The organism is Coprococcus sp. AF99-45, from assembly GCF_027663865.1.
In the GTDB taxonomy this organism is placed as follows: domain Bacteria; phylum Bacillota; class Clostridia; order Lachnospirales; family Lachnospiraceae; genus Allocoprococcus; species Allocoprococcus comes.
The window spans coordinates 30,280-52,331 of record NZ_JAQDGZ010000018.1 but is presented as its reverse complement, the minus strand read 5'-3'; the positions used below and the strand labels follow the sequence as shown (position 1 = coordinate 52,331).

At 42.0% G+C, this 22,052-nt stretch carries 23 protein-coding genes; 22 read left to right on the top strand and 1 reads right to left on the bottom strand.

The genetic code is table 11. The annotated features are described in order from the left end of the window. The first annotated feature begins 3 nt into the window (after positions 1 to 3). From PGR14_RS12170 to PGR14_RS12095, 16 genes are all read left to right on the top strand, one after another. Complete coding sequence (locus PGR14_RS12170; RefSeq protein ID WP_022219927.1) at positions 4 to 570, top strand: cysteine hydrolase family protein; 567 nt, start codon at positions 4 to 6, stop codon at positions 568 to 570. Between the two features lie 12 nt (positions 571 to 582). Further along, positions 583 to 1,521: a carbohydrate kinase family protein gene (locus PGR14_RS12165; protein ID WP_008373430.1), complete on the top strand. Its 939-nt coding sequence runs from the start codon at positions 583 to 585 to the stop codon at positions 1,519 to 1,521. Positions 1,522 to 1,535: 14 nt separating this feature from the next. After that, positions 1,536 to 2,303 (top strand): nucleoside phosphorylase, encoded by a 768-nt coding sequence (locus PGR14_RS12160; RefSeq protein ID WP_022219926.1) that lies wholly within the window; start codon positions 1,536 to 1,538, stop codon positions 2,301 to 2,303. Continuing rightward, on the top strand, positions 2,296 to 3,084 hold the full coding sequence (locus tag PGR14_RS12155; RefSeq protein WP_022219925.1) for a BtpA/SgcQ family protein: 789 nt from the start codon (positions 2,296 to 2,298) through the stop codon (positions 3,082 to 3,084). The genes PGR14_RS12160 and PGR14_RS12155 overlap by 8 nt, the downstream gene beginning before the upstream one ends. A 20-nt stretch (positions 3,085 to 3,104) precedes the next feature. Continuing rightward, positions 3,105 to 4,253 (top strand): iron-containing alcohol dehydrogenase, encoded by a 1,149-nt coding sequence (locus tag PGR14_RS12150; RefSeq protein WP_055247497.1) that lies wholly within the window; start codon positions 3,105 to 3,107, stop codon positions 4,251 to 4,253. 2 nt (positions 4,254 to 4,255) lie between these two features. After that, a complete protein-coding gene (locus PGR14_RS12145; RefSeq protein ID WP_022219924.1) occupies positions 4,256 to 4,975 on the top strand; it encodes a tryptophan synthase subunit alpha in 720 nt (239 codons plus the stop codon). A gap of 47 nt (positions 4,976 to 5,022) precedes the next feature. Then, positions 5,023 to 5,751 carry a GntR family transcriptional regulator gene (locus PGR14_RS12140; RefSeq protein WP_173686941.1) on the top strand — a complete coding sequence of 243 codons (729 nt, stop codon included), beginning with the start codon at positions 5,023 to 5,025 and terminating at the stop codon, positions 5,749 to 5,751. A 354-nt stretch (positions 5,752 to 6,105) separates the two neighbouring features. After that, a complete protein-coding gene (locus PGR14_RS12135) occupies positions 6,106 to 7,194 on the top strand; it encodes a hypothetical protein (RefSeq protein WP_270223482.1) in 1,089 nt (362 codons plus the stop codon). A gap of 44 nt (positions 7,195 to 7,238) precedes the next feature. After that, positions 7,239 to 8,510 (top strand): cytosine permease, encoded by a 1,272-nt coding sequence (codB, locus tag PGR14_RS12130; protein ID WP_270223481.1) that lies wholly within the window; start codon positions 7,239 to 7,241, stop codon positions 8,508 to 8,510. A 231-nt stretch (positions 8,511 to 8,741) separates the two neighbouring features. Continuing rightward, positions 8,742 to 10,820 carry an efflux RND transporter permease subunit gene (locus tag PGR14_RS12125; RefSeq protein WP_270223480.1) on the top strand — a complete coding sequence of 693 codons (2,079 nt, stop codon included), beginning with the start codon at positions 8,742 to 8,744 and terminating at the stop codon, positions 10,818 to 10,820. Positions 10,821 to 10,942: 122 nt separating this feature from the next. Then, complete coding sequence (locus PGR14_RS12120; protein WP_008373449.1) at positions 10,943 to 12,523, top strand: glucose-6-phosphate isomerase; 1,581 nt, start codon at positions 10,943 to 10,945, stop codon at positions 12,521 to 12,523. A 91-nt stretch (positions 12,524 to 12,614) separates the two neighbouring features. Beyond that, on the top strand, positions 12,615 to 13,727 hold the full coding sequence (locus PGR14_RS12115; RefSeq protein WP_270223479.1) for an iron-containing alcohol dehydrogenase family protein: 1,113 nt from the start codon (positions 12,615 to 12,617) through the stop codon (positions 13,725 to 13,727). Further along, on the top strand, positions 13,717 to 14,859 hold the full coding sequence (locus PGR14_RS12110; RefSeq protein ID WP_055296493.1) for a YkvI family membrane protein: 1,143 nt from the start codon (positions 13,717 to 13,719) through the stop codon (positions 14,857 to 14,859). Before PGR14_RS12115 ends, PGR14_RS12110 begins: the two co-directional genes overlap by 11 nt. Before the next feature lie 121 nt (positions 14,860 to 14,980). Then, positions 14,981 to 15,538: a DUF3841 domain-containing protein gene (locus PGR14_RS12105; RefSeq protein WP_008373458.1), complete on the top strand. Its 558-nt coding sequence runs from the start codon at positions 14,981 to 14,983 to the stop codon at positions 15,536 to 15,538. Next, complete coding sequence (locus PGR14_RS12100; RefSeq protein ID WP_055296491.1) at positions 15,514 to 16,086, top strand: DUF3841 domain-containing protein; 573 nt, start codon at positions 15,514 to 15,516, stop codon at positions 16,084 to 16,086. The genes PGR14_RS12105 and PGR14_RS12100 overlap by 25 nt, the downstream gene beginning before the upstream one ends. Further along, positions 16,087 to 16,440, top strand: coding sequence for an arsenate reductase family protein (locus PGR14_RS12095; RefSeq protein WP_055260930.1), 354 nt, complete (start codon positions 16,087 to 16,089; stop codon positions 16,438 to 16,440). It abuts the gene before it with no gap. 209 nt (positions 16,441 to 16,649) lie between these two features. On the opposite strand, the gene PGR14_RS12090 is transcribed toward PGR14_RS12095, so the two are convergent. After that, on the bottom strand, positions 16,650 to 17,831 hold the full coding sequence (locus PGR14_RS12090; RefSeq protein ID WP_055296488.1) for an MFS transporter: 1,182 nt from the start codon (positions 17,829 to 17,831) through the stop codon (positions 16,650 to 16,652). A 107-nt stretch (positions 17,832 to 17,938) separates the two neighbouring features. Here PGR14_RS12090 and PGR14_RS12085 point away from each other — a divergent pair, with 107 nt between their 5' ends. From PGR14_RS12085 to rplK, 6 genes are all read left to right on the top strand, one after another. Beyond that, complete coding sequence (locus PGR14_RS12085; protein WP_055296486.1) at positions 17,939 to 18,847, top strand: AraC family transcriptional regulator; 909 nt, start codon at positions 17,939 to 17,941, stop codon at positions 18,845 to 18,847. Between the two features lie 141 nt (positions 18,848 to 18,988). Beyond that, complete coding sequence (locus PGR14_RS12080; RefSeq protein ID WP_055296484.1) at positions 18,989 to 20,239, top strand: threonine/serine ThrE exporter family protein; 1,251 nt, start codon at positions 18,989 to 18,991, stop codon at positions 20,237 to 20,239. A 300-nt stretch (positions 20,240 to 20,539) separates the two neighbouring features. After that, positions 20,540 to 20,689, top strand: coding sequence for a 50S ribosomal protein L33 (gene rpmG, locus PGR14_RS12075; RefSeq protein WP_081445272.1), 150 nt, complete (start codon positions 20,540 to 20,542; stop codon positions 20,687 to 20,689). 22 nt (positions 20,690 to 20,711) lie between these two features. Next, the gene (gene secE / locus PGR14_RS12070) at positions 20,712 to 20,924 is read left to right on the top strand and encodes a preprotein translocase subunit SecE (protein ID WP_008373480.1); all 213 of its coding nucleotides are present in this window, start codon (positions 20,712 to 20,714) and stop codon (positions 20,922 to 20,924) included. Between the two features lie 36 nt (positions 20,925 to 20,960). Then, entirely contained in the window at positions 20,961 to 21,476 is a 516-nt protein-coding gene (gene nusG / locus PGR14_RS12065; RefSeq protein WP_008373482.1) for a transcription termination/antitermination protein NusG, read from the top strand. Positions 21,477 to 21,546: 70 nt separating this feature from the next. Next, positions 21,547 to 21,975 carry a 50S ribosomal protein L11 gene (gene rplK / locus PGR14_RS12060; protein WP_008373484.1) on the top strand — a complete coding sequence of 143 codons (429 nt, stop codon included), beginning with the start codon at positions 21,547 to 21,549 and terminating at the stop codon, positions 21,973 to 21,975. The last annotated feature ends 77 nt before the right edge of the window (positions 21,976 to 22,052 follow it).

Here is a 22,052-nt window from a genome sequence, read left to right as displayed (position 1 = left end):
AAAATGGCAAAGACAGCATTGATTATTGTGGACATGGTTCGCGATTTTACGGATCCGGAAGGTCTGGTATTTTATCCTGAGAATCAAAAGATTCTTCCACGGATTAAAAAGGTTCTGGATGAAAGCCGGAAACATGAACTGCTGATTGTTTTTTTACAGCACTGTAACAGAAAAGATAAAGTAGATAAAAAAGCACAGTCCATGAGACCAAATTGTATAGAAGGGACTTTTGGAATTGAAATTGATCCAATGTTGGAAGTTGATGAAAAGAAAGATTATGTCATCCGAAAGAGAAGGTACAGTGGATTCTTCGGCACAGACCTGGATCTGGTATTGCGGGAAAATGAAGTGGAAAATGTAGTCGTTGTTGGAACGAAAACAAACTGCTGCATTCGGGCAACGGTGACAGATGCATTTTATCTGAATTACAACCCATATGTTATCCGGGAATGTGTGGCAACGAATTCAGAAACAGTTAATGAAGTTCATCTGACAGATATTGATAAGTATCTGGGAAAAGTCATCGATATGAATACATTCAGCAAGATGCTGGAAGAGGGACAGTTGTAGGAGGCACGGATAATGAAAGTAGATGTTCTGACAAGCGGCTATGTAAGTATGGATCACATTATAAAAATAGCAACACCTGCCAAAGTGGGATTTACATCACTGGTTACAAATAAATCCAATTCAAAAATTTTTTACGGAGGCTGTTCTGTAAATATTGCCTATGCACTTTGCCGGCTTGGAATGAAGGCAATGCCAGTTTTAAGAGTAGGCGGAGATTATGAAAGTAATGGTTTTAAAAAGTTTCTGGAAGAAGGAAATGTACCACAGGATGGGATTACACAAATAGCAGAGGAAGCAACCAGTGTATGTTATTTGTTACAGGATAATAATAACGATCATATTACCATATTTTATCCTGGAGCAATGGATGGAAGATATGCACAGAAAATGAAAGACAGCTTGTTTGAAACGGCAAAGCTGGGAGTGATAACCGTTGCATCAAGACCAGACAATGAAGAGTTTTTTGCAAAATGTAAAAAGCATCATGTACCGGTAGTTTTTGGAATGAAAGATGATTTTGATGCATTTCCAGAACCATTTTTGAAACAGTTGTTAACAGAAAGCAAAATCATTTTCACAAATGAAGTAGAATGTGAAATTATTGAAAAGCTTTTCGGACTAAATACGATTACAGAGCTGTTTAAAATTGGAAAAGCAGATATTATTGTGACAACTCTGGGAAAAGACGGAAGCATTTGTTATGTGCGGGAAGACGGAAAAATACGGAAAGAAGAGATTGGAATTTGTCAAGTGGAACAGGTAGTAGATGCAACTGGATCGGGAGATGCTTACATGGCAGGATTTGTTTATGGATATTTACATGGATATTCTCCGGCAGACTGCTGTAGGCTTGGAAGTGTATTATCTTACTTTGTTTTACAGGCAGAAGGGTGCTGTACAAATGCGCCAACAGAACAGGAATTATTACAGAAATTTGAAACATTACGCTGAAAGGGGAAATGCAGATGAGTACATTATATATGGGAGCAAGCGAAGAAACGGTTGCGAAATATGTACTTTTTTCGGGAGATCCATGGAGAGTAGAAGTTGTAAAAAAGTATTTGGATAACCCCAAAAAAGTTGCATTCATGAGAGAGTTCAATACATATACAGGAACCTATAAAGGAGTAGAGATTACAGTAACGTCGACGGGAATCGGGGCACCGTCCGCAGCGATTGCGATGGAAGAGATGTATGAGTCTGGAATGCAGGTCGCTGTAAGAATGGGGACAGTAATGTCTATGCAGGATGATATGCTGGGACATTTTATGATTCCGATTGCCGCAATGAGGCGAGAAGGAACCAGTCAGAGTTATGTAGATTTGAGTTATCCTGCAGTCGCAGATGTTGAGCTTGTTAATGTGATGAATGAAACAGTTCAGCAGATGGGAAAACGTTATCTGAATGGATTGAACTGTACGATGGATGGTTTCTACAGTTGCATGCATGATTCCAAGTTTTCTCTGGAATGTGGACGGGATATGTCAAAGACATTTGAAGAGGTTAAGAAACTTGGAGTAACAGGAATTGACATGGAATCCTCCTGTATTTTGACGCTGGGACGTTTGATGGGAGTTAAGACCTGTATTTTAACAGTTGTTACAGTGCTTGAAAATTTGAAGGAAACTTTAAAAGGACAGGATCGGGTGGATGCAGAGGATCTGCTTTGCAGAACAGCATTGGAAGGAATTTATAATTATCATATAAAAAGAGAGGATGGTAAAAATGAGTAAAGAAATACTTACCTTAAATTCACAGACAGTAATCGGAATGGTGCATTGTCTTCCTCTTCCGACGACAGCAGGATTTGATGGAGATTATCAGCGAATTATTGATCGTGCAGTTCAGGATGCAGTTACGCTTGAAAAAGCAGGGGTAGATGCTGTTATTGTAGAAAATATGGGGGATACACCTTTTTCCGCTTTTTTAAATAAAGCACAGGTAGCGGCACTTACAGCTGCAGCATATGCTGTGAAACAGGCAGTTCAGATTCCAGTAGGACTTGACGCAGCGTTTAATGACTGTGAAGCAGATATTGCGATTGCTGCAATGGTAGGAGCATCCTTTATCAGAGTTCCAGTATTTGTGGATACAGTATTGTTTACAGATGGAATTATTCAGCCATGTGCAAAGAAATGTATGGAATATCGCAAGATGATGGGACAGGAAAATGTTAAAATTCTTGCCGATGTGCAGGTAAAACATGCGCATATGTTAAGAGAACATATTACGATTGAGCAGTCAGCAAAAGATGCTGCATCAAACGGAGCAGACGGAATTATTGTTACAGGTACACAGGTTGGAGAAGAGACACCACTGGATCTGATTAAGAGAGTGAAAAATGTTGTAAATCTTCCGGTGTTTGCAGGAAGTGGTGTAAATGCAGAAAATATTCATGATCAGCTTCAGACAGCAGATGGTGCGATTATCGGTTCCAGCTTGAAAGAGGGAGGAATTTTAACAAATCCAATCTCTTATGAACTGGTTAAGAAAGTATTAGACGGATTGAAATAGAGAAAGGCAGGAAGATAAAAATGATGCGACCAATGAAACTTGCAGGATCAGAATTGATGTTTGGAGAAGGAAGTCTTGCATATATTAAGACAATTAAAGCAAAAAAAGTCAGTATTGTTATTGGCGGACATAGCATGGAAAAGAGTGGAATGCTGGCAAAGGTAGAAGGATATTTTAAAGAAACCGGTGCTGAAACAATGGTTATCAGAGGCGTAGAACCAGATCCGTCTTTTGAAACTGTACTCAGAGGAAGAAATGAAATGCTGGAATTTGAACCAGATCTGATTGTCGGACTTGGCGGTGGATCAGCAATGGATGCTGCAAAAGCAATGTGGATCTTTTATGAACATCCGGAACTGACTCAGATGGAAGATATTCTTCCGCCGAATGAATTTCCGAAATTACGAGGTAAAGCAAGAATGTGTTGTATTCCTTCAACAAGTGGAACAGCAAGTGAAGTTTCACGTTCTATCGTAATTTCAGATAATGAAAAAGGATTAAAGCATGGTGTTGGAAATATGGAAATGATGCCGGATATCGCAATCTGTGATCCGGAAGTAACAATGTCTATGCCGGCTAAGATTACCGCAGAGACAGGAATGGATGCGCTTACCCATGCACTGGAAGCACTTGCTTCAAACCGTGCAAATTATCTGTCAGATATTCTTGCAAGCCAGGCAGCCCAGGATATTATGGAAACTTTACCGACTGCATATGAGAATGGCAATGATATAAAAGCAAGAGAGACTATGGTACAGGCATCTATGGTAGCTGGAATTGCATTTACCAATGTATCGCTTGGAATTGTACATTCTATGGCGCATACAATCGGTGGTATTTTCCATGTATCACATGGTCTGGCAGACGCCATTATTTTGCCGTACATCATCAGATATAATGAGCAGAATGAAACTGCGAAAGAAGTTTATGCAAAATTTGCAAAGAGAATCGGAGCAGAAAATCTTCATGAAGCAGTAGAAGCGTTAAATGAAAAGTTAAATATTCCAAAATGCTTTAAAGAGATCATTCCGGATGAAGAAAAATATATGGCAAAACTGGATGAGATGGCTCCGCTTGCAAAAGCTGATGGATGCACAAAAACAAATCCGGTTATTCCGGAAATTGACGAATTTAAAGAATTATTTATCAAGGTGTACAGAGGAGAATAAAAATGGAGATTATTTGTTATTTATCAAATGGATATCCTACAATTGAAGCAAGTTATAATATGGCAGTAGAATATGCAGATGCAGGATGCAGAATGATGGAAGTGGATTTTCCATCCAGAAATCCATACCTGGAGAGTGATTATATTGCAGGAAGAATGAAAAAAGCACTGGAGGCTTGCGATGATTATGAAAAATATATGGATTCAATTGTTGCCATTCAGAAGAGACTTCCAGATGTGAAGATTCTGGTTCTGGCATATGAAAATACAGTTGAAGAGATTGGTGTAGACAGATTTATTGAGTTCTGCCTGACAAATAATTTAAAAGATATTTTGCTTGTTGGCTTAAAAGATGATATTATTAAAAATAAGATAATTGCAGCGGGGCTTCAGGTATCTTGTTATGTACAGTTCCATTTACCGAAAGAAGAAGTGGAAATGGCAAAACAATCAAATGGATTTGTATATTTACAGGCGAAGCCGTATGATACACAGCAAAAAAATGAGGAATATCCTACATTAAAAGATTGTGTAGAGTATTTAAGAAGCTGTGGAATTGAAAGACCTATTTATTGTGGGGTAGGCGTTCATGCACCAGAAGATGTAAGACTAGTAAGAGAGGCAGGCGGGGATGCAGCGTTCGTTGGCAGTACAATTCTAAAACTTCATGAAAATATTCCTGCAATGAAAGAAAAGATCAGGGAATTTAAAGCTATGTGTTAACACTTGGAATATTCTGTGATCAAAAAAGGTGAGATGGGGTGAAGGAGATGTTCGACGAAAAGTTACCTAAATATTATCTTGTGAAGAAGGCAATCGTAGAGAATATTGATAATGAAGTTTACGATTCAAAGGAGCCGATTCCGAGCGAAAGAGAATTGATGGAGACTTATCAGGTCAGCAGAATTACGATCCGGAAAGCGATTGATGAATTGGTCACAGAAGGATATTTGTACAAAGTCCAGGGAAAAGGAACCTATGTAAAGACGGATGAAGGAAGTAACAATCTTTTTTCAATTACGAGTTGTACGGAAGATGTATTAAAGCTGGGACTGACACCAAGTAAAAAAGTTGTTGTTTCAGAGCTGGTTGATGCGAATGTAAAGAGAGCAAAAGCACTTGAGATTACAACCAGTGATAATGTTTATATGATAGGAAGAATCTTATATGCAGATAAAGAGCCGCTAAACTATACGCTGACTTTTCTGCCGGAAAAGATTTTTCCGAGTTTATCAAAGTATGATTTGAAAAAGGAATCCCTTTATCAGATCATAACAGAAGTTTATGGTGTTAAGATAACAAAGGCAAGAAGAACGATTGAGGCGATCGGGGCACAGGATGAAATTGCCGAGTATTTGGACATCGAGGAAGGAACACCGATTATTCTGTTTCGTTGTATTACATATGGCATTGTGAATGGAAGAGAAATTCCGATCGAGAATTTTAAATGCTATTATCGAACAGATAAATTTAAATTCTATATTGATCAGGTGAGATAAGAAAAGCAAAGGGGAACGGTATTTTTTATGAGATATCGTTCTCCTTTTATGCAAAAGAGAAGATTTATACGGCGTTGTAAATATGTAGTCTGGTTTGAAATTTTATATTTATAAGAAAAATGTTACAAATACTATTTGAAAAACAAAGAAAAATGTGGCAAACAGGTATAGATAAAGGTGGAAAAATGTTACAAATATATGGAAAGCATATAAAATCGCGGAGATTTCTATATGAAATGAAAATGTTGGCGACTTTTCAAATTTCCACTTGACATTCCCCCACTTTCAGCATAACATTTTGTAGAATGTTTATTGTTATGAAAAGTGGACTTACAGAAAAGGGGAAAATCACAGATGAAAAATTGGAATCAGGTTAAGCTGGTGCCGGAATTTAATGAACAGGGTGTAGCCTGTTATAAACTGGCCGGTGGGAACTATGTAAATGAATATTATGTTGTATCGGAAGCAGAGACAAGAAAGCTTCTGAATACACCGGAGATCGTCGGATATGAGGTATATGACTGCCTGATTCCTTCTACATCTCAGATGCTTTACTATTTTAAGGAACAGAAGAAAGTGACAACTGCAAATATTCTTTCTATCTTGAGAGGAGCGTTGAACTATCCGTTGGAGGAAAGCTGCTACAGAGAGCACATCCGTGTACACGATATCAGTTTCTTATCCAGTGAACGTGTATTTGCGGATGAAGAGATTGCAGGGCTTGAAATCAAATATAGTAAGCTTACCATGGTTCCGGACAGCACACTGATGATCGGAGATATCATTGCAAGTGGGGAGACTCTGATCCACTGCCTGCGCTATGTGACAGATTTTTACAGGAAGAACGGAGCAAAGCTTCGTAATATTATCATTTTCACAATTGGTGGGACAAAGGGAATTGAGATTCTTGAGAATCTTACCAGAGAGATCCGTGAGTTCTGGCCGGAATTTGAAGGGTTCATTACCGTGTATTATGAAGGAATTTTCAGTACTTATCAGGATAAAGGTGTGTCAGGAATCAACCTTCCGGATGTGGACTTCTACTGGAAGGGCGGAATCATCGCGCCGGAGTTCAGAAGAGAGACACTTTCCATGTGCAGTCCGCTTTTTGAAAAATGTATCATCTACGATGGCGGGGCAAGACGCTATGAGATTCATGAGCATGTAGAGGAAGTTCTGGAATTCTGGGAAGGAATCAAAGAGAGAGCAGATAAGATCGATTTTAAAGAACTGCTTGATGAAAAGATTGGATACCCGACACCGATCAGTTATGAGGACTGGATCGAGAAGAACCACTATGAGAAGATCCGTCCGGCAGACACCAAGTGGCTGTACCGTCAGGAACAGGGATATATCGAGAGTATGAAAAATATTACATTAAAAGAACTGGCAGATCAGAGAATTACCGAATTTACCGATTCTTTGAAGAAATATATGCTATAAAAAGAATGAACTTGTTGATCACAGAGAATGGAATGAGGTAAAAAATGAGCAAAAACACGAAAAATACAACTGTTGATATTGACTATGCGGACCAGGCAGTCCCGAAAGAGGGCAGAAAAGGTTTCCTGACCATGTTTATGATCATGCTGGGATTTACATTTTTCTCGGCAAGTATGTGGGTTGGGCAGCAGATGGCAGCAGGACTTGATTTCTGGGGATTTATCAAGTCCCTTCTCCTTGGAGGAGCGATCCTTGGTATGTATACAGGACTTCTGGGATATGTAGGTGCAAAGACCGGACTTAGCATGGATCTTCTGGCAAAAAGAGCGTTTGGAGAAAAAGGATCTTATCTTTCTTCTGCAATGATCAGCTTCACTCAGATCGGATGGTTCGGTGTGGGTGTTGCGATGTTTGCAATCCCGGTATCAGGAGAACTTCTCGGTGGAAGTAAGGCTGCGATGTGGGCTCTGGTATTGGTTGCAGGAGGCTGTATGACCGCTTCTGCATATTTCGGAATTGATTCCCTTACGGTGGTAAGCTATATTGCAGTTCCGCTCGTTGCGATTCTTGGAACGGTAGCAATGGTGATGGCAGTTCGTCAGGGAAATGGAACAATCGTTGACCAGTTTGCAGTATCCAGTGGATCTGTGACCGTGATCGGTGGAGCGGGTATGGTAGTCGGTTCCTTCGTATCAGGCGGAACGGCAACTCCGAACTTTGCAAGATTTGCAAAGGATGCCAAATCAGGTACAATTGCAACGGTTGTAGCATTCTTTATCGGAAATTCACTGATGTTCTTTTTTGGGGCGATTGCCTATATTTTCGTTGGCGGAAATGATATCTTTGAGGTTATGATCCGTCTGAATCTGTTCTATATGGCGATTCTGGTTCTGGGACTCAATATCTGGACCACCAACGACAATGCGCTGTATTCAGCAGGTCTTGGACTGGCAAATTTTTTCCGGCAGAAGAAGAAACCGATGGTTCTGATTTCAGGAATTATCGGAACACTTCTTTCTGTATGGCTGTATTACAATTTCTGTAACTGGCTGAACGTACTGAACTGTACCCTTCCGCCGGTAGGGATCATCCTGGTGCTCTCGTACTTCATAAATAAGAAGGAGTACGACAGTGATAAAGTAGAAATCAAAACTGTGAACTGGTTTGCCGTGATCGGTGTAATCGCAGGTGCAGTGGTAGCAAATCTTGTGTCATGGGGAATTGCTTCGATCAATGGTATGGCAGTTGCAGCGGTCTGCTATGTGGCTGGACAGGTGCTTTGCAAAAATCGTGAAGAAGCGGCAGAAAATGCATAAATGAATAGTGTAAATGAACGGGCAGATTCGGGGAACAGAGTCTGCCCGTTGTTATATTATGGAGCAGGATTACGCATAAGGTTATCAGTCTAAACAATATTATTAAAAAAACTGACCATAAGTCAATAAATAAATTGACTTATGGTCAGTTTTGTTGTATATTGGTTTTGTGAAATAAATGACCAATAGTCATTGAAGGAGAAAAAATAAAAAAGAAAAGAGGAATAAAGTATGGTAAAGGTTGGCAAAAAGATTGTTAAATTCAGAGTACCGATACTGATACTCAGTATTATCCTTTTGATTCCGGCTGTGTGGGGGTATGTGAACACCAGGATCAACTATGATGTGCTGACTTATCTTCCGGAAGACATTGAGACAATGCAGGGACAAGAGATCATGACGAATGATTTTGGGATCGGGGCATTTTCGATGCTGATGGTAGACGGCATGGAAGATAAAGAGATTGTGAAGCTGAAAGAAAAGGTAGAGAAGGTAGACGGAGTAGAGAATGTACTCTGGTATGATTCACTGGCGGATATTTCGGTTCCGCAGAGCATGCTTCCGTCAAAGCTCTATGACGAGTACAACACAGAAGACGGAACAATGATGGCGGTATTTTTCAAAGACGGAACTTCATCCGATGAAACCATGAAGGCAATTACCGAGATCCGTAAGATCACCGGAGAGCAGTGCTTCTTAAGTGGAATGTCTGCGATTGTAGAGGACACCAAAGAGCTTGCCGAAAAGGAAACACCACTTTATGTACTGATCGCAGTCGCACTTTCTGCACTGGTTCTGGCAATTACGATGGAATCGATTTTTGTTCCAGTATTGTTCCTTTTGAGTATCGGAATCGCAATCGTATATAATCTTGGAACGAATGTATTTTTTGGAGAGATTTCTTATATCACGAAGGCACTGGCAGCGGTACTTCAGCTCGGTGTTACTATGGACTATTCTATTTTCCTGATGCACAGTTATCAGGAGCAGCAGGTGCGCTATAACGGAGATAAAGAGCGGGCGATGGCACACGCGATTTCCCAGACCTTTTCATCCGTAATCGGAAGTTCAGTTACGACGGTTGCCGGATTTATCGCACTCTGCTTTATGAGCTTTACGCTTGGAAAAGATATCGGTATCGTTATGGCAAAAGGTGTTATCTTCGGAGTTCTGGTCTGTGTAACCGTTCTTCCGTCCATGATCCTGTGCTGTGACAAGCTGATCGAGAAGACGAAACACAAACCGCTGCTTCCGGATATTGGAAGGATTTCAGATAAGGTGACAAAGCGTTACGTGATTTATGTAGTAGCATTTGTGATCCTTCTGTTTCCGGCAATTTACGGAAACAATCACACAGGTGTTTACTACAATCTGGACGAATCGCTGCCAAAGGATCTTCCGAGTGTCATTGCGAACACGAAATTAAAAGAAGATTACAATATGAACACCACACATATGATCCTGGTGGACAGCTCGGTTGCAGGTTCTGATGTCAAGAAGATGTCACAGGAGATTGAAAAAGTAGATGGTGTTAAATGGGTACTTGGACTGGATAATCTGGTCGGCTCAGGTGTCCCGGCAGATATGCTCCCGGAATCTGTCACCGGTATGCTGAAAAATGACAAGTACCAGCTGCTGATGGTAAATTCTACGTACAAAGTAGCAACGGATAAAGTAAACAAACAGATTGAGCAGATTGATAAGATCATGGATAAATATGATAAGGGTGCAATGCTGGTAGGAGAAGGACCATTGACAAAAGATTTGATCAACATTACAGACACGGACTTTAAGCGTGTAAGTGCAGTGTCTATTGGAATCGTATTTGTGATTATTCTGCTTCTGTTCAAATCAGTTACTATTCCGGTGATCCTGGTCGGTGTGATCGAATTTGCGATCTTTGTGAATATGGGTATTCCGTTTTACACTGGAACAAAGCTGCCGTTTGTGGCATCAATCGTAATCGGTACGATCCAGCTTGGCGCGACTGTGGATTATGCGATCCTGATGACCACCAGATATCAGAGAGAGAGAAGCCGCGGCGCAGGCAAATTTGACGCGATCACAACAGCGCATAAGTTCTCTGCACAGTCGATCATCGTCAGTGCGCTCAGCTTTTTTGCTGCAACGATCGGTGTCGGACTTTATTCCAATATCGATATGATCAGTTCACTGTGTATCCTGATGGCGAGAGGTGCACTGATCAGTATGGTGGTTGTTGTGCTGATCCTTCCGTCCTTATTCATGGTATTTGACAAGATTATTGTAAAGACGAGCAAAGGTTTCCAACCGTCAGGCTTGAAATCATAACCACATCATAGTATAATTTTCTTGGATTATTATATGATACAAGGAACGGAGAAAAAGATCCGTGCGTATCAAAAGGGCTGATACAATCCTACTATCATAAAAGGAATAAGGAGGAATCCACTATGATTAATTGGAACAATTTGGATACACTTACATCATTTAAAGAACTTTCGGAAGTAGAACGTGTCAATCTTGCAGAAGTGATGTCCGGTGAGAACGGAGCAGAACGTGTTAAGGATTACAGCGTTCCGATGACAGAGGATCTTACTTACAATTACGCTGCAAAAGCAGTAGATGATAAAGTACTTGCAGCACTTGCAAAGCTTGCAAAAGAAGCGCAGCTGACAGAAAAGTACGCAGCACTCTACAATGGAGAAGTGATCAACACAGGAGAAAAGAGACTGGTTCTTCATCAGCTCACCCGTGGACAGCTTGGAGATAAAGTAGAAGCTGACGGAGTAGACAAGCGAGAATTCTATGTTAAGCAGCAGCAGAGGATCGCAGATTTTGCCAATAAAGTACATGCCGGCGAGATCACAAATGCAGCAGGTGAGAAATTCACAACAGTCGTACAGATCGGTATCGGTGGAAGTGACCTTGGCCCTCGCGCAATGTATCTTGCACTTGAGAACTGGGCTAAGAAGAACGGCACATTCAAGATGGAAGCCAAATTCATCAGCAATGTTGACCCGGATGATGCAGCAGCAGTACTGAATTCAATTGATGTAGCACATTCTATTTTTGTTCTGGTATCAAAGTCAGGAACAACTCTTGAGACTCTTACCAATGAGTCATTTGTAAAAGATGCCCTGAAGAATGCAGGTCTGGATGCTTCCAAGCATATGATCGCTGTTACAAGCGAGACATCACCACTTGCAAAGAGCGATGATTATCTTGCAGCATTCTTCATGGATGATTATATCGGAGGACGTTACTCATCTACTTCAGCAGTCGGCGGTGCCGTACTTTCGCTGGCATTCGGACCGGAAGTATTTGCACAGTTCCTTGCAGGAGCAGCAAAGGTAGATGAAGTTTCCAAGAATGAAGATTTATTGAAGAACCCGGCAATGCTGGATGCGATGATCGGTGTATACGAGCGTAATGTACTCGGATATCCGGCAACAGCCGTTCTCCCATATTCACAGGCACTGAGCCGTTTCCCGGCACATCTGCAGCAGCTGGATATGGAATCCAATGGTAAATCAGTTAACCGCTTTGGCGAGCCAGTAGATTACCCGACAGGTCCGGTGATCTTCGGAGAACCAGGAACAAACGGACAGCATTCCTTCTATCAGCTTCTCCACCAGGGAACCAACATCATACCGCTCCAGTTCATCGGCTTCAAAAACAGCCAGATCGGAACCGATGTTGTGATCCAGGACAGCACAAGCCAGCAGAAGCTCTGCGCAAACGTAGCTGCACAGATCGTAGCATTTGCATGCGGTAAATCAGACGAGAACCGCAACAAGAATTTTGAAGGTGGACGTCCGTCAAGTATTATCATCGGTAAAGAACTGACACCAGAGACACTCGGTGCACTTCTTGCACATTTTGAGAATAAGGTTATGTTCCAGGGATTTGTATGGAATGTGAACAGCTTCGACCAGGAAGGTGTTCAGCTTGGGAAAGTACTTGCCAAACGTGTACTTGCCCATGAGACAGACGGAGCACTGAAAGTATACAGTGATCTTTTAGATATCTAATCAGAATTAATGAAAGAGACCAGAGTCGGTGCGGATTTTAAGTATCCGTACCGGCTTTTTGAGTTATCTTTATAAGGGAAAGAGTGTGAATATGAAATTAGAAAATTACGAGGTGCATCTCCCGAATTATTCCATCGGAGATGTAATTTACGATAAAATCGGACCGGTCTGCGAATCTTATGGAAAAACGGTACTTGTGATCGGCGGAAAAAGGGCACTTGATGCGGCTTTTGATAAGATCAAAGCGGCGGTCGACCAGACGAATCTGGAGATTATTGGAAAAGAACTTTATGGGAAAGACTGTACCTATCAGACGGTAGAAAAGCTTCGCCGGATGTCGGTTTATCAGAAAGCAGATATGGTATTTGGAGTAGGAGGGGGCAAAGCACTGGATACGGTAAAATGTCTGTGTATCACAGATGATAAGCCGGTGTTCAGCTTCCCGACAATCGCATCCAACTGTTCGGCATGTACATCGGTGTCGATCATGTATAACGAGGATGGTACATTTCTGAAACCGAATTTCTTCGTGCGTCCGGTCATGCATGCATTTATCGATACAGAAATCATAGCAAAAGCACCGAGTCAGTATATGTGGGCAGGAATTGGTGATACCTATGCAAAATACTATGAAGCAACAATCTCATCAAGGGATGAAAGACTGGAACATTTTACCTCACTTGGTGTAGCAGTCAGTCTGATGTGCAGGAATCCGCTTCTGGAATATGGACCGAAGGCATTTGCAGACCATAAAAAGGGACTGTGTACATACGATGTAGAGCAGGTGGTTCTGGCGATCGTTGTGACAACCGGAATTGCATCCATTTTCCTTACAAAAGATTTCACACCGGATTATAACAGTGGACTTGCACATGCAATTTTTTATGCTCTGACGAAGTATCCGGTGATCGAGCAGCGGCATCTGCACGGGGAAGTAGTTGGATTTGGTGTGCTTCTGGCACTTCTTGTAGATGGACAGGAAGAAGAATTTGAGAAAATATATCAGCTGAATCGCGAGATAGGTCTTCCGGTGTCCTTGAAAGAAATTGAGATTACAGAGGATGAATGGAAAGAAAGTATGGGACGTATTTCGGAAATGTCGGATGTAGCACATTACCCATATAAGGTAACCCGGGAAATGCTGGAAGATGCAATGCAGAAACTGAAAAAAAGAGTCAGAAAGGATCAGAGCCATGAAGAATAAGAAATCCGCAACTTCCTCTATGATTCTTGGGGTAGCGTTTGTCTGGTTTACAACACATTTCGGAGGTGGATTTGCCTCGGGTGCGCAGATCTACAGTTATTATGTGCGTTATGGAATCTGGTGTCTTCTGATGCCGGTTTTGGCCATGGGATATAATGCTGTATTTTTCGCATACTGCCTCCGGTTTGCGAGAAAGCATGAGGTATATGATTATCGGTCTTATAACAATGCGTTTTACGGGAATTTTGCGCCGGTATTTTCCAATTTGTTTGAAGTACTGTATATTTGTGTGATGTGCGTGGCTCCCGCAGTTGCATTTGCGACAGGCGGAGCGACCTTAAGTACCCTGACCGGACTTCCGTATCTGCTGTGTACGTTGATTATCGGCATATTTATCTTCGTTGTGGCAGTATTTGGAACAGACCTGGTGCGTAAGGTGGCTTCTGTCCTGTCTGTCTGCATTATCGCAGGTCTTCTGATCGTGTATATTCCGAATATCATCGCAGGTGCAGGGCAGATTGCAGATACAGCTTCACGGATGACTGCAAATGGCGGATCCTTTGGGAAAGCACTCTATTCAGCATTTATTTACGGAACATTCCAGCTGGCAAATGTGGCTGTTTTTGTGCAGCATGCCAAGAGCTTTGAAAAGCCGGATGACGCGGTGCAAAGTATGGGAATCGGATGGATCATCAATGCACTTATGATGATCATGGTTGTGCTTGGGATTATGACTGTTTGTACCAAGCCGGAGATGAGCGAGGCGAGCGTCCCGACACTTTTTATGGTGCAGTGCGGTGTTGGAAAAGGATTTATGATGCCGCTGATTTCTGTTTTGATCATTCTTGGAGCGGTATCTACGGCGGTTAATATGGTGGCTGCAATGGTCAAGAGAATCTGCAGTGGTCTTAATAAAGTGAAGAAAGAGACGGAAACGGGTAAAAAAAGTAAAATTGGTACAAAGGAAATTGTGGCAGCATTTATCTGCTGTGTTGTAGATTTTGGAATCGCACAGTTCGGGCTTCTGACACTGATCCAGAAGGCGTATAGTGTGCTGGCGTATCTGGCGATTCCGGTAATCCTTATTCCATATCTGATCCACATGGCAGTGACCAGATTTGATACGAAGTAATGAGAGAATAAAGGGAAAAGAGGACAAAAAATGCCAATCGGTGTTATAGTAAATGTAAGTATGGTGATGCCGGTTAGTTATCTTTGGAGTACTTATATTTTACCATTAGTGAGGTGATGGAATGGCAAAGATTACAGTGTGGTCAAAGCAGCATGAAAATGTCTGGAAAGTTCTTCAGGAGACCGGACGATATACGGTAAAGCGAGAGTATATCATAAAGGATCTCAAAGAACATTCGGAGCTGGTTCTGGATACTTATGAATGGCTGGTCAAGAACGGACCGGACTACGGGAATAAACCGGCGGATGTGGAATTTCCGGTATGGGTATCCTTCAGGCAGGATGCAACGATGCTTCCGGAAAAAGGAAGAGTGATCTTGGAACTGGAGATCGAAGAATCCCTGATTACCAGAGTGAATTTCACAAAATGGGGAATGATCCTCAACTATTCCTATATTCCGGCAGACAAGGCGGATGAAAAGCGGCACAAAGAGCTTCTGGAAGCCTATGGAGTCAGCGACACGCAGGCGTATATGTCGCAGTTCTATCCGGAGATCAAACGGGAGATCCGGGAGAGCTGGAAGAGGCTTTTTGATGATGACATCCAGATCGGAAGTGATGGATGTTATGGAAACATCTGGGAGGTGCGAAGAGAATGGGTGAAAAATGTAATACAATAACCTTATATGCATCACAGGCAGACCCGGTAATCGAAGCAATTGAGCGGAATGGCGTGTGCTATTCCAAAGAGGCGTATGTGCGGAAAAAATATCAGGAGAGTGCAAAGATTTTCACAACAGCCTATTCCTGGTTTGTGCGTGAGATGGAGAAATATGTGAAGAAGCCGGATGGTGCGGAGTATCCGTACTGGGCATTCCGTGAAGCCTATAATGTGGATCAGTCGATGGGCGGCAACTTCCTGACACTGGAAGTACCATTGGATGAAGTTCTGCTTTTTGATATGTATGACTGGAATAAGATTCTCTGTCTCAAATATATTGGGGAAGATGAAAAAGATGAGGAGCAGTTCCAGGAGCAGCTGGAGATGTATGGGATCAAAGAGATGGATGCGGTGTTGAGTAATTTTTATCCGTTACAGAAGCAGCAGATCCTGAAAAGCTGGCAACGTCTGACACGGTATCATGAAGAATTGGTACATGGAAATACAGAGCTTGTAAGGGATGTACAAGCAGGACTCTGGAGAATAAAAAAGGAGTGGATCAGATAGATGAAAGTATTGGTATACAGAAAATGCAGCACCTGTCAGAAGGCGCTGAAATGGCTGGAGGCGCATGAGATTGCATTTGAGGAACGGGCAATCGTGGAGGAAAATCCAACCTATGAAGAGCTGAAGGAATGGCATGCGATGAGTGGGGGCCCGCTGAAAAAGTTTTTTAATACAAGTGGGATGCTTTATAAGCAGATGCAGCTGAAAGACAAGCTTCCGACGATGACGGAAGATGAGCAGATAAAGCTGTTGGCGACAGATGGTATGTTGGTGAAAAGACCGTTTGTAGTTGGGGACGGATTTGTACTGACCGGGTTTAAAGAAAAAGAATGGGAAGAAAAATTGTTGAAGTAGTGGGGAAGATGAGTGCTGTAAAAGGTGCTCATCTTTTTATTCTGCCTGTAAAGAATGTGTAAAAAGAATTGAAAGAAGACGGAACACTTACGAAACTGAGTAAAATGGTTCGGACAGGATACAGCTCCGGAAGAGGACCGATTTGAAAAAACGATAAACTAAAAAGAAAAATAACGGGTAACTCAATGAAAAGAGGAACCCGTTAGTTTTTATTCAGATTTTTTTGATTTTATCAGACCAAGGAGCAGGACGGCCGGAAAAATAATGGCTGCGAAAATCCCGGTTTTCAGACTGCCGCCGGCGTAGGAAGATACCAGACCTGCAAGCGTCGGGCCACCGGAACATCCCAGATCTCCGGCAAGTGCAAGGAGGGCAAACATTGTTGTGCCGCCACGTGGAATAGAGACGGATGCAGTGCTGAAAAGTCCCGGCCACATAATTCCAACGGAGAATCCGCAAAGCGCACATCCAAAAAGGTTCAGCGCAGGAAATGGAAGGATGGAAATACATAAATAGGAAAGGATGCAAAGAATGCAGCTTCCTCTCATGAACAGATCCAGCCGGATCCTGTCTCCGTATTTCCCATAAAGCAGCCGGGAAGCCCCCATGCAGGCTGCAAAGGTAAGAGGACCGGCAAGATCGCCGAGTGTTTTGGAAATGTGCAGGCTTGTCTCGGCAAAAGTGGATGCCCATTGGCTGACTGCCTGTTCGCTGGCACCGGCACAGGTCATCATAAGCATTAACATCCAGAAGATTTTAGATGTGCACAATTCTCTGAGAGAAAGTCCTTGTTCACCTTCTTTGTGAAGGGAGTAGATTGGTGCACTTCTGAAGAGGAAAGTGTTAAATATTGGGATGACAGCCCACATAAGTGCGAGGATTTTCCAGTGCGATATTCCGAAAAACCAGAAAAATGCGGTTGATAACAGAACAACGCCCACATGCCCCCAACAGTAAAAGGAATGCAGGAGACTCATTGCTTTTTCTTTGTTATCAGTAGGGCAGGCTTCGATGATCGGGCTTACCAGTACTTCGAGAAGTCCACCGCCGATCGCATAAATGATAACTGCGATTACAAGTCCGGTATAAGGGGAGGAAAAAACTTCCGGAAGAACGGTGAGTAATATCAGTCCTGCCGCAGAAAGGATATGCGCAATTAAAATCGAAATGCGGTATCCGATCCTGTCGATGAAGAATGCGGATAGAAGATCGACAAACAGCTGAATGATAAAGTTGAGTGTGATCAAAAAGGTAATTCGTTCTAGTGAAATATGGTAATTATTTTGGAAAGTGACAAAAAGAAGGGGAACAAAATTATTTACGATAGCCTGAACGATGTAACCAATAAAACAAGCGTAGATGGTCTGCATACAATTTGTGTTTTTTTTCATTTCTTAAAAGCTCCTTTCAAAATAGTACTATATCATATTGGAGGGGTGGATGTCTTGACGAATATCGCAGAAACATAGTACAATATCTCCAAAACACAAAAGGTATAATGAAAATGCAAATAACAGAGATAATAACAGATGAAACACTGAGGGAAATACGTGAACACGGAACGCCGGAGTTTCCTTTTGAATATTATCTGGATGATATCGATGAAATTGGTCAGGGTTATGTTGAATGGCACTGGCATAATGAGATTGAATGGGCATGGGTTGAATCTGGAAAAGTAATCTGCAGGATTGGAAATGAAAAGATTATCCTTGAAGCGGGGGAGGGTATTTTTATAAACAGCAGAGTGATCCACCGCTTTGAAACACCGGGTGGTGCGCTTATGCCAAATATCCTGCACGCTCCAGAGCTGCTTGCTGCGCGGGAAAGTGCAATTTATCAAAAATATGTTAGTCCTGTAATTACATATGGTAAAGAATATGTGATTTTGGAAAAAGAAAAAAATAGTGGTATATTAAGTCTGCTGGATGAGATATACAAAGATGCCGGAAAGGAAATGCTTAGAAAAGAACTGATTATACAGAACAAGATCAGCAGATTATGGGATGAATTGTTTGAAGAAGTTCCGGATATTGTACAGAGAGAGTCCCGGAATAAGAATCTCCTTTTACAGTCGCGGCTCAGAGAGATGATGCAGTTTATAGAAAACCATTATAAAGAACGAATTTCTTTGGAAAGGCTGGCAGCGGAAGCGAACATTAGTAAAAGTGAAGCCCTTCGATGCTTTAAGCGTGGAATAGGGACGACTCCGGTGAAATATTTGATCGATTACAGGCTGGAGAGGGCAAAAGAATTATTGTGTAAGACGAATGATACGATTATTCGGGTTGCCGCAGATGTGGGAATAGATAATACAAGTTATTTTGTAAGAATATTTAAGAAAATGTATGGGATGACACCAGGGGCATTCCGGGAAGAAGAAGGACTGAAAAAGGCTGGAGAAAAATAACATATTAGAAGAAATTCTCCGAATTTAGTTGACTTTTTGATACATCATGATATCATTACTTCGTATGGCTGAAGTGTTCGGGAGGGTGGAACAACTGGCTTTGTAAGAAGAACAAAAGAGAGAGGTTTTGGGAAAAGGAAAATGAATGTGAAATACGATTACGAGAGAATTGTGCAGGGGATCCTGGACATTGGGGAAGCTATGATTAGATGTGGAGCGGAGAACTTCCGTCTGCAGGACAGTCTGTACCGTATTTGCAGAAGTTATGGATTTGTAAAGTATGATATTTTTGTTATACCAAGCAATATCCAGATTACGGCAGAGACACCGGAAGGGCAGATTATTACACAGATCCGACTGGTAGAAATAGGGGAATGTGACTTTGACAAGCTGGATTATCTGAATAATCTGTGCCGTAAAATCTGTAAAGAAAAGCCGGATGCAAAAGAAATGAGAAGACAGTTTGAAGAGGTGATGGGAAGACCGGAACAGAAGTGGTACACCCATTATGCGGCCGGTATTTTAGGTGGTACCGGATTTGCGGTATTCTTTGGATGTGATATAAGGGATGCGATCATTGCGGTGATCGTATCAATTGTGATCGTTGCAGCAGGGAACTGGCTGGCCGAACGTGAGAAGAACCTGCTGGCATATAACCTGATCTTATCGTTTATTGCAGAGATGATCATTCTGTTATCTGTTAAATTTGGATTTGCGGATCATGAGGAGCGGATCATGATCGGAATTGTCATGCTCCTGATCAGTGGACTGAGTACGACGAACGGAATCCGTGATCTGCTTCAGAAAGACTTTATCTCCGGATCGATCAATATCATGAATTCCATGCTTGGTGCTTCCGGAATCGCATTTGGTACGGCGATACCGATGATTCTTTTTGGCGGTGTAGAGGCGGAAGGATTTATCCTTACCCCGAATCTGATCGTACAGCTGATTTCCTGTACCGCAGCCTGCGTGGGATTTGCACTGTGGTTTAAGATCCGGGGCATGCAGGTGGTTTACTGTGGAATCGGAGCATTTTTTACATGGCTGATTTATGCACTTGTTTATGAGGCGCGTCCAAGTAACTTCCTTGCAACTACAATTGCGGCGACATTCGTTGCATTCTATGCATTTATTATGTCGCGGATAAATAAAGCACCATCAACAATTTTCCTGACAGCGTCTGTATTCCCTCTGATTCCTGGACCGAATCTGTACTATGTAATGTACGCATGCGTAAGCGGGAATATGCATATGCTCCTGGAACAGACGATCACACTTTTTGCAACCTGCGTTGCAATTGCATTTGGATTTAACTTTGTAGATATTGCATCAAGAACTATCATGCGTGGTATGAAGGTAGAATATCACATTGGAAAAAGTGACAGATAAATAAAAAGTTTCAGCCGCGGATTTCATTCTGCGGCTGAAATTTTAGCCTGTGTGCCGGGAATATGCCTAGATGAGAGCAGATTCCGGATGCACCTGGACAGTCCAAAGGCTTTCGTAAAAAATTATTTAATTTCTTGACTTTATACTTTCGGTATGGTACACTAACCTAGCGAATGGAAGTATAGGTCTTTTTTTTATGCCTATTTTTAACAAAGAAAGTTTCAGGCGTGAAGCTTTCACGACAGCCTCGCAAGCTGTCATGCAACTAAAAATTAGAACATAAAAAGCGAGGTGGAAGTTGTGCGTACAAGAATTACACTGGAATGTACAGAATGCAAGCATCGTAACTACAACATGACAAAGGATAAGAAGTCTCATCCGGAACGCATGGAAACAAAGAAATACTGTAGATTCTGCAAATCACACACATTACACAAAGAGACGAAATAGTCGTTGAAGGGAAGTGAATGTTATGGGCGAATCTAAAGACAAAGCGAAGACAAAAGAGAAGAAAACTCCTTTCTTCAAAGGTCTGAAAGCTGAGTTTAATAAGATTATCTGGCCAGACAAAACCACACTTACCAAACAGACAGCTGCGGTCGTAGTTGTTTCCGTTATCTTAGGAGCGATTATCACGATCTGTGATATCCTGGTAAAATTCGGGGTAGATTTATTAGTTAGATAAGATACTGATAAATGGTAATGCAGGAAAGGTGAGTTTATGGCAGAAGCAAAATGGTATGTTGTGCATACCTATTCAGGGTATGAAAACAAGGTAAAAGCCAACATTGACAAAACGATCGAGAACCGTCATCTGGAAGATGAGATCCTTGAGGTCCGTGTTCCGATGCAGGAAGTTGTCGAATTGAAGAACGGCGTACAGAAAGCGTCTCAGAAAAAGATGTTTCCGGGATATGTTCTGATCCACATGATCATGAACGATGATACCTGGTATGTGGTACGAAACACAAGAGGTGTTACAGGATTTGTAGGTCCTGGATCCAAACCGGTTCCGCTTACAGATGAAGAGATGGCACCGCTTGGTATCCAGAAAGAAGACATCGTGGTAGATTTTGAAGAAGGAGATACTGTGACAGTAACAGGCGGAGCCTGGGAAGGAACAGTCGGCATGATTCAGACTATCAATATGGCTAAACAGAGCCTGACGATCAATGTTGATTTATTCGGTCGCGAAACGCCGGTAGAAATCAGTTTCGCAGAAGTCAAAAAAATGTAACTTTATGTGCAGTGCATAATGAACACGTGGGAGGGAAATCCCCGCAAATACCACAAGGAGGTACTTTAAAATGGCAAAAAAAGTTTCAGGTTATATCAAATTACAGATTCCAGCTGGAAAGGCTACTCCGGCTCCACCGGTTGGTCCTGCTCTTGGACAGCACGGTGTAAATATCGTTGAATTTACAAAACAGTTCAACGCAAAGACAGCTGATCAGGGAGATCTGATCATTCCTGTAGTAATTACAGTTTACAGTGACAGAAGTTTCAGCTTCGTTACAAAGACTCCTCCGGCAGCAGTTCTTATTAAGAAAGCCTGCAACCTTAAATCTGGTTCAGGTGTTCCGAACAAGACAAAAGTTGCTAAGATTACAAAAGCTCAGGTAAAGGAAATCGCAGAACTTAAGATGCCAGACCTGAACGCTGCATCCGTAGAAACAGCTATGAGCATGATCGAAGGAACATGCCGCAGCATGGGTGTAACTGTAGTAGAGGACTAATTCAGACTGCATAAGCAGAATGTAAGGAAACTGAAAAAATACGTGGGAGGGAATTCCCGTAATCACCACTAGGAGGT